Here is a 12,271-nt window from a genome sequence, read left to right as displayed (position 1 = left end):
GAAGGACAGGCGCCAGCGGGTGGGGGCGGAGCCCTCCCCCGGGCGGACGGGGGCGAAGGCGCGGGCGACCTCGTCCACCGTGCAGGACCAGGGGACGAGGTCGTCGATCGTGCGCAGGGCGGGGCCGGGCGCGCCGGGGGCGCGGACCAGCGCCTCGTGCCAGACCGCTCCTCCCGGGACGGCGAGGGCCTCGAAGCGGAGGTCGGGCCAGAGGGGCACCGGCCAGCGGTGGGCCTCGCAGTCGAGGTCGCCGACCCGCCGGGGGGCCGTCGACTCCGGCGCCCCGAGCACCGAGCGGTACCGCATCAGGGCGCTCTGGCGCCGCGGTGAACGCGCCATGGCCTGCCAGCGGCGGTTGGCCTCGCGCATGCGGGCGCGCCCGACGTCGAGCGCGCGCAGGGCGTCCTCCACCAGGACCGGCTGGAAGTCGGCCATCCGGCGCAGCAGGACCAGCTGGAAGTCGAGAGGGGTCACGGCGCCATTCTCCCCTGGGCCGAATCGAGGCCCGGGCCGCGACGGGGAGGCCGTCGACGTTCCCGCCCCGCTGTCAACCGCTCCCTTTGGCCATATCTGGCGCCTACTTAGGCGCGAACACGTGCTATCCGAGTCATTCGGCTGGCGCTACGTTGACGGCGGGAGCGCTCCCACGCGCGGCTGTACCACCGGCGACGGGCCGTCGGTGCACCGGTCCGGACGTCAGTGGGCCGGTGCTGTCGGCTGTCCAACGCGGCAGACGACTCATTGTGAGGAGAACCGTGACCATGTCATCCACCGGCCGAAGAAGGCCGTCGGCCAGGAAGTTCCGTCTTCTGAGCGTTCTGGGAGCCGGGCTGTTCGCGCTCCTGATCGCGTCCATCCCCACCCCCGCGGCGGCTCACGGGGCCACCATGATGCCGGGCTCGCGCACCTACCTGTGCTATCTGGACCTGGTGAACAACAGCAGCACGCAGATGCCGTCCAACCCGGCCTGCGCGTCCGCGGTCCAGCAGGGCGGCACCGGGCCGCTGTACAACTGGTTCGCCGTTCTGGACTCCAACGGCGGTGGCAGGACCACCGGTTACATCCCGGACGGGACGCTGTGCAGCGGCGGCAACAGGGGCCCGTTCAACTTCTCCGCGTACAACGCGACGCGCGCCGACTGGCCCAAGACGCACCTCACGTCCGGCCAGAACATCGAACTGCACCACAGCAACTGGGCCCACCACCCCGGTCGGTTCGACGTCTACATCACCAAGAACGGCTGGTCCCCGACCCAGCCCGTCGGCTGGGGCAACCTGGAGCGCATCAGCACCGTGACCAACCCGCCGCAGCGGGGCGGCGCCGGCTCCAACGGCGGCTACTACTACTGGAACGTGCAGCTTCCGAGCCGCAGCGGGCAGCACGTTCTCTATGTGCACTGGTCCCGTTCCGACAGCCAGGAGAACTTCTACTCCTGCTCGGACATCGTCTTCGACGGCGGCAGCGGCCAGGTCACCTACGGCGACGGTCGGACGCTGAGCGCGGAGGAGGTCGCCGAGGCGGGCGAGGCCGCCCAGGAGCTCACCCCGGCGGTCCAGGACGACCATGCGGCGCACGCGGAGCACGCCGCGCACACGGGCTCCGCGGAAGCGGCGTCGCCCACGGGCTCGTCGACGGCGACACAGAGCGCGCTGAGGGCGACGCGTGAGGCGTTCAGCCTGTTCTCGTGACCTCGTGACCTCGTGACCTGCTGACCTCGTGCTGACCTCGGGCCACGGCACCGCGGCACGTGCGCGGCTCCGTGCCTGTCCGTGAAGAGGGCTCCGACCGTGACCCCGGTCGGAGCCCTCCCCTCGTTCGGCCTTCCTTCCCGCCGTCGCCGGGTCAGGCCCCCCTGCGCGGGTGTACTCAGCACCACCCCGCATTCGGGCCGTGAGCCCAATGCTCGGCGCCGCCGCCGCCCATAGCGTCTTCATCAAGGCGCACGGGGCGCCGAACGGAAGGAACCACCATGTTTCGTCGCAACCGCGGGGCCGAAGCCGCCAGGAGTGCGGAGGCCCTTCGTCTCGATGGCGTCACCAAGGTCTACGGGTCCGCGGAGAACGCCGTGATCGCGCTGGACGGGGTGTCGCTGAGCCTGCCCGCCGGGACGTTCACGGCGGTCATGGGCCCCTCGGGCTCCGGCAAGTCGACCCTGCTCCAGTGCGCGGCCGGGCTCGACCGGCCGGACAGCGGGATCGTCACGGTCGACGGCGAGGAGGTCACGGGGGCCGGGGAGGCGGGGCTCGCGAAGTTCCGCCGCCGCCGGATCGGCTTCATCTTCCAGCAGTACAACCTGCTCCCCACGCTCACCGTGGAGCAGAACACGACCCTCCCGCTGAAGCTGGCCGGGCGGCGCATCGACCGCGGGCGCACCCGCGAGGTGCTCACCCACGTGGGGCTCGGGGACCGCCTCGGGCACCGGCCCGACGAACTCTCCGGCGGGCAGCAACAGCGGGTCGCGATCGCGCGGGCGCTGGTCACCGAGCCGAGCGTGATCTTCGCCGACGAGCCGACCGGCGCGCTGGACACGCGGAGCGCCAGGAGCGTGCTCGGGCTCCTCCAGGAGAGCGTGCGCTTCCACGGCAGGACCGTGGTCATGGTCACCCACGACCCGGTGGCGGCCTCGTACGCCGACTCCGTGCTCTTCCTCGCCGACGGGCGGCTGGCGGGCGAGATGAACGCGCCCACCGTGGACGCGGTCGCCGAACGCCTCGCGCACCTGGGCGACGACGTGCGAGTGGGGGCCTGAGCCATGTTCCTCCTCGCCCTGCGCTCCGTCGGGCAGCGCCCCGGTCGCTTCCTCGGCACCCTGCTGGCCGCGGTCTTCGGCGCGACGATCACCATGATGTTCAACTCCATGCACGACACCGCCGGCGCCGCCGGGGTCGACGACACCAGCGCGGAGACGCTGAGCCTCGCCGGGGGCGTGGTCGGCGGCTACGGCACGCTGCTCGTCTTCTTCGCCATCGCCTCCACGCTCACGGTCAACGTCCGCCAGCGCGACGAGGAGATCCGCCTGCTGCGCAACACGGGCGCGACCCCGGCGCAGATCAAGCGGATGGTGATGCTCGAAGCGCTGGTGGTGGCCGTCGCGGCGTTCCTGCTGGCGATCATTCCCTCGATGCTGGCCGGGCGGGCGGTGCTCCGCATGTTCCAGGACACCGACCAGGTCGCCGCGGACGTGGACCACGTCTTCGGGCCCATCGCCATGGCCGCCGGCCTCTGGATCACGGTGCTGGCCTCGGTCGGCGCGGCGTTCCTCGCCGTGCGCCGTGCGACCAGGGCCGCCGCCGGGGAGCGCGCCCCGCGCAGCCGGCTGCGTACCGTCGGCGGGGTCGCGGCCCTGGTGGCGGGCGCGGGCGGCGTGAGCAGCACGTTCGCGTTCGACACGTCGGACCCGGCGCTGATGGCGCCGCCGATCTACGGCGCGATCCTGATGTCGATGGGCTTCGCTGCCTTCTCGCCCGCGATGCTGCGGGCGCTGCTCGGCCTGCTCGGCCGCCCCATCGCGGGGGTCACCGGGGCGAGCGGGTACCTGGCCGTGCACAACCTGCGCCAGCGGTCGGGGCAGTTGGCCGGGGTGCTGATGCCGCTGATCTGCTTCATCGGCATGGCGGTGGCGGTGCTCTACGCCCAGGCGGTCCAGAACGACGCGCTCGACGCGTCGGGCCTGACCAGGTCGGTGGAGGACAAGAACCTGGAGACGCTGAACCTCGTGGTCGTCGGCATCATCGTGGTCTTCTCCTGCATCATGCTGATCAACAGCCTGTACGCGGCGACCTCGTACCGCAGCGGCGAGTTCGGCCGCCAGCGCCTGGCCGGGGCAACGCCCGCCCAGGTGCTGCGGATGGTCGGCGTGGAGGGCGTGGCGCTGACGGTGACCGGGGTGTTCTTCGGAACGGTCGCGGGTCTCGCGGGGGTCATCCCCTTCACCATGGTCAGGTCCGACGGCGTCCTGCCCGAGCAGGGCCCCTGGATCTGGCTGGGCATCGTGGCGGTCGCCGCGGCGTCCACGGTCGTCACCAGCCTCCTCACGGCCCGGCGCACGCTGCGCGTCCCGGCGGTCGAGTCGGTGGCGGTGGCCGCCTGAACCGGCCCGGCACCGGCACCGGCCCCCGGGCCGCCGCCCGTTCGCCGCCGGGTCACGGGTGGTGTTCGCCAACAGCCGTGTGACAGGGGAGGCTTGGGCGCGTGACTTCTCCTCCTGAGCCGAACGGCCCGGCGGGCCACATGATCGTGAGCGGCGACGACGCGCTGGCCACCCGGCTGGCGGGCGAGCTGCACGACGTCTACCGCGAACGCGTCACGCTCGTCGTGCCCTCCGGCGGGGGAACGGGCGGCGGCCGGGCGGGACGGCGGCGGGGCGCCGCGCTGCTCGGCCGGATCTCCGCCGCGATGGGCCGCCCCGACGCCGAACCCCCCGCCGGGATAACGGAGCTGGCGGCCGAGGACTCGAACGAGGAGACGCTGCGCCAGGCCGGCGCCGAGCGGGCGACGGCCCTGGCGCTCGTCCATGACGACGACGAGACCAACATCCGCGCCGCCCTGGCCGCCCGCCGGCTCAACCCCGGGCTGCGCCTGGTGATCCGCTCCTACAACCGCAAGCTCGGCCAGCACCTCACCGAGGTCCTCGACCAGGCCGCCGCGGTCGGCCTCGGCGCCCGCGCGCCCGCCGCCTCCACCACCGTTCTCTCGGACGCCGACACCGCGGCCCCGGCGCTGGCCGCCACCGCCGTCGCCGACACCCGCAAGGTCGTGCAGGCCGACGGGCTGCTGCTCCAGGCCGTCGAGCGCACCCCGCCCCGGGACGGCGAGATCGCCGACCCGGGCCTGTGCACGCTGGCGTTGCTCTCCTCCACCGCGAGCGACCCGGCGGGCGAGGAGGGCTCCGACCGCAGCGGTACCCAGGGCCCCAGGCTCCTTCCGGACGACGCCGCCGTGGCCGCCGCGACCGGCCGCGGCACCGTGGTGCTCCAGACCGTGACCCACACCGGTCCCCCGCTCTCGCCGCGCCGCCTCTCCCGGCGCGGCGCCCCGCTCTCCGAGGTCTTCTCGCGCCGCCTGCGCCGGGCGGCGGGGGTCGGGGCCGCCGCCGTGCTGGCCCTGGCCGCCACCGCCGTGCTGACCACGGGCGACGACCCGGTGCACGCCGTCTACCTGGTGCTGCTCGACCTGTTCTCCGTCAACGACCCGGCCGTCGGCGAGCCCACCACCCGGCAGATCCTCCAACTGGTCGCGGGGCTCGTCGGGCTGGCCCTGCTGCCCGTCCTGGTGGCGGGCGCGCTGGAGGCGCTCGGGGCGTTCCGCGGGGCCTCGGCGCCGCGCCGCCCGCCGCGCGGGCTCTCGGGGCACGTGGTGCTGCTGGGCCTCGGCAAGATCGGCAGCCGCGTCCTGGTCAGGCTGCGCGAACTCGGCATCCCCATCGTCTGCGTGGAGGAGGACCCCGAGGCGCGCGGCATCCCCCTGGCGCGCAGCCTGGGGGTGCCGGTGGTGCTGGGCGATGTCACGCAGGAGGGCGTGCTGGAGTCCGCCAAGGTGCACCGGGCGCACGCCCTGCTCGCGCTGACGAGCGTGGACACCACCAACCTGGAGGCCGCGCTCTACGCGAGGAGCGTCGAGCCCGGCCTCCGGGTGGCGCTGCGGATCTACGACGACGACTTCGCCACCGCCGTCTACCGCTCCCTGCGGGCCGCCCACCCCGGCGCGGTCACGCGCAGCAGGAGCGTCACCACCCTCGCCGCGCCCGCGTTCGCCAGCGCCATGATGGGGCGGCAGATCCTCGGCGCGATCCCGGTGGAGCGCAAGGTGCTGCTGTTCGTGGTCGTCGATGTGGCGGACGTGGCCCCGCGGTTCGCCGGGCGCACGGTGGCCGAGTCCTCGCGGCCCGGGGCGTGGCGGGTGCTCGCGCTCGACACCACGGCGCCCGCCGACCGCCGCCCGGCCGTGGCCGCGGCCCGCGCGGAGGCGGACCGTTCGCGCCCGGCCGACCTGCTGTGGAACGTGCACCCGGGCTATGTGCTGCGCGGGGAGGACCGGGTGGTGCTGGCCACCACGCGGCGCGGCCTGGCCGAACTCCTCGGCCGCCGCCCGGACTCGGGCGCCTGACCCCGGCGCCGGGCTCAGCCCTCCGGCCGCGGGGCGCCCGCGCCCCCCAGCTCGGCCGCGATCGCACGCAGCGCCGCGGTCGCCCGGCGGTGCAGGCCGGGGCCGAACGTGACGCGGGTGGCGCCCTGGTGGCCCAGCTCGTGCGGGGCCGGGCCGTCGGGCAGCGCCAGCGCGTTCACCGGGAGGCCGATCCCGTCGGCCAGCGCCCGCAGCGCGCCGGGCGGGCACAGGATCGGGTAGACGCAGTCCGCGCCCGCCTCGGCGTAGCGCCTGCCCCGTTCCACCGCCGGCCCGGTCTCCTTGTCGCCGTGCGCGAACGTGTCGATGCGGGCGTTGACGAACAGCTCCTCGCCGGCCGCCGCCCGCACCGCCGCGAGGAAGTCGGCCTGCTCGCCCGCGTCGCGCAGCGTCGTGCCGGGGTGCGCGGTGTCCTCCAGGTTGCACCCGACGACGCCCGCGTCGAGCAGCCGCTCGACGAGCTCGCACGGCGGCAGACCGTAGCCGTGCTCGACGTCGGCCGACACGGGGATGTCCACGGCCCCGGCGATGCGGCGGATCGCGGCGAACATCTCGCCCGGCGGGATGAGCCCGCCATCCTCATACCCGAGGGACTCGGTGACGGCGCGGCTCGGCGTGGCGAGGGCGGGGAAGCCCGCGTCGGCGAAGACGCGGGCGCTGGTGGCGTCCCAGGGGCCCGGCAGGACCAACGGGTCGCCCGCGGGCCGGTCGTGGTGCAGGGCGCGGAACGTGGCGACGGACATCAGTCGCCCCCTCCGGACCGACCCGGCCTGTAGTGGCCGCCCTCGACGCGGGCCGCGACATTGAGGCGGTTCCACGCGTTGATCGCGGCGATGGTGGCGATGAGCTGGGCCAGTTCCCGCTCGTCGAAGTGCGCGGCGGCCCGCTCGTAGACCGCGTCCGGCACGAAGCCGTCGGTCAGGACGGTGACGGCCTCGGTGAGCGCGAGGGCGGCGCGCTCCTTCTCGGTGAAGAGGTCGGGCGCGTCGTCGAACGCCGCGACCAGGGCGAGGCGTTCCTCCCTCTCGCCGGCCGCGCGGGCGTCCTTGGAGTGCATGTCGACGCAGTAGGCGCAGCGGTTGATCTGTGAGGCCCGGAGCTGGACCAGCTCCTTGAGCGACGGCTCGACGCCGCGGCCGGCGACGGCGGAGAGCCGGCTCAGGGCCTCCTGGACCTCGGGAATGGCCTTCCAGATGGTGAAACGCGATGTCATGCCTCCACGGTAGATCCGCCCCGGACCAGCTGTATGGTCCACTTCCATGGCGGATAACTGGGCCACTTTCCGGCGTTCGCTCGACCTTCACGTGCCGGTGGACCTGCGGCGGGGCGGGCGGGGGACCGGCGCCGCGCTGGTGCGGGCCCTGCGGGAAGCGGTGCGCGGCGGGAGGCTCGCGCCCGGCACCCGGCTGCCGTCCTCCCGCGCGCTCGCCGCGGACCTGGGGGTGGCGCGGAACACGGTGGGCGACGCCTACGCCGAACTGGTCGCCGAGGGCTGGCTCACCGCGCGGCAGGGCTCGGGCACCCGGGTCGCGGAACGGGTCGCACCCCGGCGCGAACGTCCCCACGCCCCAGGACGGTTCGCCCCGTCGCTGGGGTCTTTCATTCAGCAGCTTCGAAATCTGCGCGCATCTTTCAGGCGGGCAGCCCAGATCACCGTGCCGGAGCGCATGGCGAACGTTTCCCCGCTCTCGAAGAACAACTTCTTTCCGCCCCGGGCGATTTCCCGGATGTCCTGCACGACGAACGGTTGCCCACCAACCATGAGCTGATCCCCGCGCCGCACGGTCGTGGTATCGATTTCGATCGACACCCACACACGATCACACTGCACGCTGACTCCTTTCTCGGGCACACGTAAGCCCCCCTCGCAGTCGTCGGCCAGAGGGGGGCTACGTGCCCGGAGCATGATTCCGACCAAAGGCGTGCTCCGAGCAACCCGGGCATCCGACCCGGGGCTCCATGCCCGCCCTGAACGGTTCCCTTCGGGATGCGACGCTCAGGGCGGACGATTGGCCCCATCCGAGCGGGGGGAGCCCGGGGAGGGAATTTCGCTCGGATGGGGAGTCTTGGCCTAGCGGTCTACGGCTCTGTGGAATTCAGCGCGTCGGTCAACTGCTTCGCCGTTTCCAGGTTCACGCGCCCCAGTTCGACCAAGGGGCCAATGCCGACGCGAAGCGAGTGTCCGTCCACGCTGAGGGACGGCAGCACCACGCCGTGTCTGCGAAGCGCGGTGTCCAGTTCCTTCATCGCCTTGTCAGCGCGACGGGGCGCGGGGGTGTCGGTGACGTTCAGCGGTGGCATGGGGGTTGCCTCCTTGCTCCGGGGTTCGGCATGTACGAGCTTTCTCAGCAGACCCGGGTCTGCACACAGCTAACGGGGCACCCCGCGCGGTCGTTCGGGGTACCCCGATGGTGAAGGGGTCCTATCCTGGGAGCCATGGACGACCGTTCTGCCAGGCGAACCGGCTACTCGCTGACGATCCCCGACGCGCTGTTGGACAGCGAGGCCATGCGCCAGGCGTGTGCCGCGCGCAACTACCGTGAAGTCTTCCGGCTGGTGAACCGGCGAACGGGCGCAAGCTATGCGGACATGGCGGCTGCTGTCGGAAAGATGACCAGTTCCCGAGTAGGAGACATCATCCGGGGCGTCCGGGGCGTGCGCGGTCAAGGGGTCATTGAGCGCATCTGCGATGGATTTGGGATTCCCGGCGAAATGCTCGGAGTCCCGGAGCGCTCCTGGGAAAGGGGTGCCCCAATTGAAGGAAGCGGTACGAAGCTTGCCCCTTACGCTGGCGAGGACCAAGAGCCGATCTTGGTCGCACTGTGGATTGAGGGCAGGAGACAGGTCGTGTCCATCAGTCGAAGGGGTCTGCTTGCCGGGGCTACCAGCGCCGCAATGGGAAGCGCCGCCCCGGCGCCCCGGATGCCAAAGCTTGCCGGAAAGCGGATCGACGCTGCCGTAGATCACCTGAGGGATATGTGGCATGTGCTAGTGAAGGCGGACAACCTCTTCGGGCCACGCCATGCCCTCGCTTCCGTGCAACAGCAACTAGCCATCGTGGAACGCCTACTGGAAACTTCCCGGGGGGACCAGCGGACTGAGGTTCTCAGGTTGGCAGCGCAATACGCCGAATCCGCGTCGTGGTTGCATGAGGACTCCGCCGACATGCCTAACGCCGCACGGTGCGCCAGCCAGTCCATGGAATGGGCAGTAGAAGCGGGCGACCAAGCCATGGTCACATGGGCGCTCTTCCGAAGAAGCCAACAAGCCACGACCCTGGGGAACGCCGCGCAGACCATCGGACTTGCCCAGGCCGCCCAGCGGAATGAAGCAGTTCTCACGGCGCCGATGCGCGCTGCTGCGATGCAACAGGAAGCGCACGGATATGCGCTGGATGGCGAGGAAACCGCGTGCCATAGGCGCTTGGACGAGGCCCATGAATTCGCGGCTTCCCCGGACGCGACGGGTGACGCACGCTCCGGACACGGAGACTTCTGCACCGCGAGCTACATCGAGATTCGGCGCGGGAATTGTTGGCTCAGCTTGGGGCGACCAGACCGAGCGGTTCCAGTATTCCAGCGGGCACTAGCTGCCCTGCCGGACGTCTACCAGCGCGACCGGGGGTTCTCGCAAGCCAGGCTGGCCATGGCTCACATCGGGAATCGGGAGTACGAAGAGGCCGCGAGCCAGGCAGCGTCAGCGCTTGAAATGGCGCGCAGCTCAGGCTCCACCCGCACACTTCACGAGGCGGTGTCCGCCGTGAATGCCCTCGGGGCTGCGCATAGCTCCCCTGCTGTCTCCGAGTTGTTCGACGCGATTGCGGAGTGCTGAGGTGGCGAGCACGGGTGAGTTGTCGGCCATGCGACGCGCTATTGCTATTTCGGCGCAGGGCCTGGGGTCAACAAGCCCTAACCCGCCGGTCGGCTGTGTGATTCTGGACAGCGACGGGCGAATGGTCAGCGAGGGATACCACGTCCGTAAAGGCGAGGCGCACGCCGAATTCAACGCACTGACGGCCGCTGGGAAGCTTGCAGACGGCGGGACAGCGCTCGTTACCCTCGAACCCTGCAACCACCACGGGCGAACTCCGCCTTGCCGTGAGGCGCTGATCAACGCCAAGGTGGCGCGTGTCGTCATTGCCGTGATGGATCCGACCTCACGCGGGGAAGGTGGCGCCGCACTGCTCCGTAAAGCGGGTGTCCAGGTGGAACAAGATGTGCTCAGAGATGAGGCGTTGCTTGTTCTCGGGCCCTGGCTCGATTCGGTGCGAAGCGACCGGCCATTCGTCACGTGGATATTCGAGGCAGGACCCCCGCATGGTCGCTGTGCCGTAATTCGCCATGAGAATCTCCGCGAATCCCACGACCTAGTTGTTCGGCCGGACGGCGAAATCACGGAGGGTAGACCCGGGAATCACGGGCGCGGGGTATTCCACGTTCCCAGCAGCTTGGGCGGCACGGCTGTTGAGACCCTGGGCGTGCTCCGTGAATCGGGGGCACGGTCCATCTTGCTTGAGGGCCTGTCGAGTTGCGCTGACGTGCTATCCGCTGCGGGCGCCGTTGACCAAGTAGTTGTCTATCTGCCGGACACGCCGCACTCATGGGCGCCGCCCGGCCAGGTGACGGCAATCCCGGACGGCTACAGGCTGACGGCCGCCACCCGGGATGGGGACCACGTTCGGTTGGTCGGCCGTAGGTGACCCCAACAAGAAAGCTCCGCATCCAGTGAGGATGCGGGGCCTTGTCACGCGGCGAGTGCGGCGCGAAGGCGCTGGGCCCGTACCTGGCCGGTCTTGAAGTGCGTCTGCAACCGGTGCACTCGGCTGTATCTCCGGCGGCTGCGGTCGCTGTGTGCCTCTCCGAGGCGCTCTCCGGCCGCTGGGGCCCAGCCGCCTGGGCACGCACGCGTTCGCGCCGCCGCCCGAGCCCAGGTCCGCGCTGATCGTCGACTACGGCACGCCGCCCGACCACCTCTTCCCGGGCGCGGTTGCGGCGCTGTGCCGCGCGCTGGCGCCCGCCTGAGACGGGGCGCGCACGCCCGGGCGCCCGGCGGTGTACTCACCGGACACTCAGGCGCGTCTGAGTACGCCGGCGGATGCCGGGCGCCGGGCCGGGGCGGGACGCTGCGGAGCATGGACACCAGCCCGCCGCTCACCTACTGCCCGGACTGCCGCAGGCCGCTCGCCGCGACCACGCCGCCGCGGTCCAGGTGCCCGTACTGCGCGCTGCCGTTCAACGGTCCCGTGCCGGAGCAACTGCGCGGCATCGACGCCCAGGTGCATGAACTCGACGTGCGCAGGCAGGCGTTGCTCGCCGAGCGCTGGAGGCTGCTGACCTGGCTGCGCACGAGTGCCCACCCCCCGGCGCACGGCGCCCCGGTGCCTCGGGCCGACCGCGCCATGGGCGCCCCGGGCCCGGCCGAGACCACACCGGGCGCCGCGCGCAACGTCCTGCTCGCGCTCGGCGGCGGCCTGCTGACCGTCGCGGCGCTGGCGTTCACCCTGCTGAGCTGGGGCGGCATGTCCTTCGGCGGCCGGGCGGCCGTGCTCGCCGCGCTGACGCTGACCGCCGTGGCCCTGCCGGTCCCGCTGCTGCGCCGGGGCCTGCGCGCCACCGGCGAGGCGCTCGCCGGGCTCGGCCTGGTCCTGCTGGTGCTGGACGCCTACGCGCTGCACCGGACGGCCCTGCCGGACACCGACGGCGGGGGCCACGCGGCGCTGAGCGCCGCCGCCATCGCGGGTCTGTGGGCGGCCTATGGACGGCTGCTGCCGCGTCCCGGCCTGCGGCTGGTGGGGCCCGCGGCCGTGGCCGTGGCACAACTCGCCCTGCCGCTGGGCGCGTTGTCCCTCGACCTCGGCGCCCGCGGCCTCGTCTGGGCGCTGCTGCTCACGGCCGCGGCCGATGCCGCGCTGGCGGTGTCGCGGCCCGGCTGGACGCCGACGCGGAGGACTTCGGGCATCGCCGCGCTGCTGACCGGCGGCCCCGCGATGGCGCTGAGCGACGAACTGGCCTGGGACGGGCCGGTGGCGCTGTGCGCGGCGGCGGCGGTGCTGCTGGGCGCGGCCTGGCGCCGTCCGGAACTCCGCGTTCCGCTCGCCACCACGGGCGGCCTGGCGCTCATCGCCGCGGGCGGCTGGCGGGGGTGGGGC

Annotated in this window: 12 protein-coding genes and 1 pseudogene; 9 read left to right on the top strand and 4 right to left on the bottom strand. The window is 72.3% G+C overall.

Going from position 1 to position 12,271, the window contains the following annotated elements:
• Window positions 1–435: hypothetical protein (locus ADY01_RS24720; RefSeq protein ID WP_234320391.1), on the bottom strand; the 435-nt coding region annotated here is incomplete at its 3' end.
• A gap of 326 nt (window positions 436–761) precedes the next feature.
• Between ADY01_RS24720 and ADY01_RS24715 the strand changes: the two genes are divergently transcribed.
• The 4 genes from ADY01_RS24715 (at window position 762) to ADY01_RS24700 (ending at window position 6,105) form a co-directional block, all read left to right on the top strand.
• The gene (locus tag ADY01_RS24715; protein ID WP_049577906.1) at window positions 762–1,688 is read left to right on the top strand and encodes a lytic polysaccharide monooxygenase auxiliary activity family 9 protein; all 927 of its coding nucleotides are present in this window, start codon (window positions 762–764) and stop codon (window positions 1,686–1,688) included.
• A gap of 281 nt (window positions 1,689–1,969) precedes the next feature.
• Window positions 1,970–2,749 (top strand): ABC transporter ATP-binding protein, encoded by a 780-nt coding sequence (locus ADY01_RS24710; RefSeq protein ID WP_049577903.1) that lies wholly within the window; start codon window positions 1,970–1,972, stop codon window positions 2,747–2,749.
• A 3-nt stretch (window positions 2,750–2,752) separates the two neighbouring features.
• Window positions 2,753–4,090, top strand: a complete 1,338-nt coding sequence (locus tag ADY01_RS24705) for an FtsX-like permease family protein (RefSeq protein ID WP_049577900.1) — start codon at window positions 2,753–2,755, stop codon at window positions 4,088–4,090.
• A 140-nt stretch (window positions 4,091–4,230) separates the two neighbouring features.
• Window positions 4,231–6,105 (top strand): NAD-binding protein, encoded by a 1,875-nt coding sequence (locus tag ADY01_RS24700; protein ID WP_049577894.1) that lies wholly within the window; start codon window positions 4,231–4,233, stop codon window positions 6,103–6,105.
• Between the two features lie 14 nt (window positions 6,106–6,119).
• On the opposite strand, the gene ADY01_RS24695 is transcribed toward ADY01_RS24700, so the two are convergent.
• Window positions 6,120–6,866, bottom strand: coding sequence for an isocitrate lyase/PEP mutase family protein (locus ADY01_RS24695; RefSeq protein WP_049577893.1), 747 nt, complete (start codon window positions 6,864–6,866; stop codon window positions 6,120–6,122).
• A complete protein-coding gene (locus ADY01_RS24690) occupies window positions 6,866–7,336 on the bottom strand; it encodes a carboxymuconolactone decarboxylase family protein (protein ID WP_049577890.1) in 471 nt (156 codons plus the stop codon). Before ADY01_RS24690 ends, ADY01_RS24695 begins: the two co-directional genes overlap by 1 nt.
• Before the next feature lie 46 nt (window positions 7,337–7,382).
• On the opposite strand from ADY01_RS24690, the gene ADY01_RS41900 reads away from it, so the two are divergent.
• Window positions 7,383–7,892: a GntR family transcriptional regulator gene (locus ADY01_RS41900; RefSeq protein ID WP_420715742.1), complete on the top strand. Its 510-nt coding sequence runs from the start codon at window positions 7,383–7,385 to the stop codon at window positions 7,890–7,892.
• A gap of 310 nt (window positions 7,893–8,202) precedes the next feature.
• On the opposite strand, the gene ADY01_RS24680 is transcribed toward ADY01_RS41900, so the two are convergent.
• The gene (locus tag ADY01_RS24680) at window positions 8,203–8,424 is read right to left on the bottom strand and encodes a hypothetical protein (protein WP_049577886.1); all 222 of its coding nucleotides are present in this window, start codon (window positions 8,422–8,424) and stop codon (window positions 8,203–8,205) included.
• 135 nt (window positions 8,425–8,559) lie between these two features.
• Here ADY01_RS24680 and ADY01_RS40835 point away from each other — a divergent pair, with 135 nt between their 5' ends.
• The 4 genes and pseudogenes from ADY01_RS40835 to ADY01_RS24665 form a co-directional block, all read left to right on the top strand.
• Window positions 8,560–9,954, top strand: coding sequence for a hypothetical protein (locus ADY01_RS40835; protein WP_049577882.1), 1,395 nt, complete (start codon window positions 8,560–8,562; stop codon window positions 9,952–9,954).
• Complete coding sequence (gene ribD, locus ADY01_RS37360; protein ID WP_078900573.1) at window positions 9,887–10,822, top strand: bifunctional diaminohydroxyphosphoribosylaminopyrimidine deaminase/5-amino-6-(5-phosphoribosylamino)uracil reductase RibD; 936 nt, start codon at window positions 9,887–9,889, stop codon at window positions 10,820–10,822. Before ADY01_RS40835 ends, ribD begins: the two co-directional genes overlap by 68 nt.
• 151 nt (window positions 10,823–10,973) lie before the next feature.
• Window positions 10,974–11,144: a hypothetical protein gene (locus ADY01_RS39295; protein WP_159001389.1), complete on the top strand. Its 171-nt coding sequence runs from the start codon at window positions 10,974–10,976 to the stop codon at window positions 11,142–11,144.
• Window positions 11,145–11,254: 110 nt separating this feature from the next.
• Window positions 11,255–12,271, top strand: a pseudogene (locus ADY01_RS24665) (hypothetical protein); the annotation flags it as partial.

Source organism: Streptomyces sp. SBT349, assembly GCF_001083795.1.
GTDB lineage: Bacteria > Actinomycetota > Actinomycetes > Streptomycetales > Streptomycetaceae > Streptomyces.
This window is presented reverse-complemented; position numbering and strand designations above follow the sequence as displayed.

Excerpts from the sequence above, each read along its gene's own strand:
- ADY01_RS24715 (WP_049577906.1), top strand. The coding sequence starts at position 762 with ATGTCATCCACCGGCCGAAGAAGGCCGTCGGCCAGGAAGTTCCGTCTT.
- ADY01_RS24710 (WP_049577903.1), top strand. The coding sequence starts at position 1,970 with ATGTTTCGTCGCAACCGCGGGGCCGAAGCCGCCAGGAGTGCGGAGGCC.
- ADY01_RS24705 (WP_049577900.1), top strand. The coding sequence starts at position 2,753 with ATGTTCCTCCTCGCCCTGCGCTCCGTCGGGCAGCGCCCCGGTCGCTTC.
- ADY01_RS24700 (WP_049577894.1), top strand. The coding sequence starts at position 4,231 with ATGATCGTGAGCGGCGACGACGCGCTGGCCACCCGGCTGGCGGGCGAG.
- ADY01_RS24695 (WP_049577893.1), bottom strand. The coding sequence starts at position 6,866 with ATGTCCGTCGCCACGTTCCGCGCCCTGCACCACGACCGGCCCGCGGGC.
- ADY01_RS24690 (WP_049577890.1), bottom strand. The coding sequence starts at position 7,336 with ATGACATCGCGTTTCACCATCTGGAAGGCCATTCCCGAGGTCCAGGAG.
- ADY01_RS41900 (WP_420715742.1), top strand. The coding sequence starts at position 7,383 with ATGGCGGATAACTGGGCCACTTTCCGGCGTTCGCTCGACCTTCACGTG.
- ADY01_RS24680 (WP_049577886.1), bottom strand. The coding sequence starts at position 8,424 with ATGCCACCGCTGAACGTCACCGACACCCCCGCGCCCCGTCGCGCTGAC.
- ADY01_RS40835 (WP_049577882.1), top strand. The coding sequence starts at position 8,560 with ATGGACGACCGTTCTGCCAGGCGAACCGGCTACTCGCTGACGATCCCC.
- ribD (WP_078900573.1), top strand. The coding sequence starts at position 9,887 with ATGCCCTCGGGGCTGCGCATAGCTCCCCTGCTGTCTCCGAGTTGTTCG.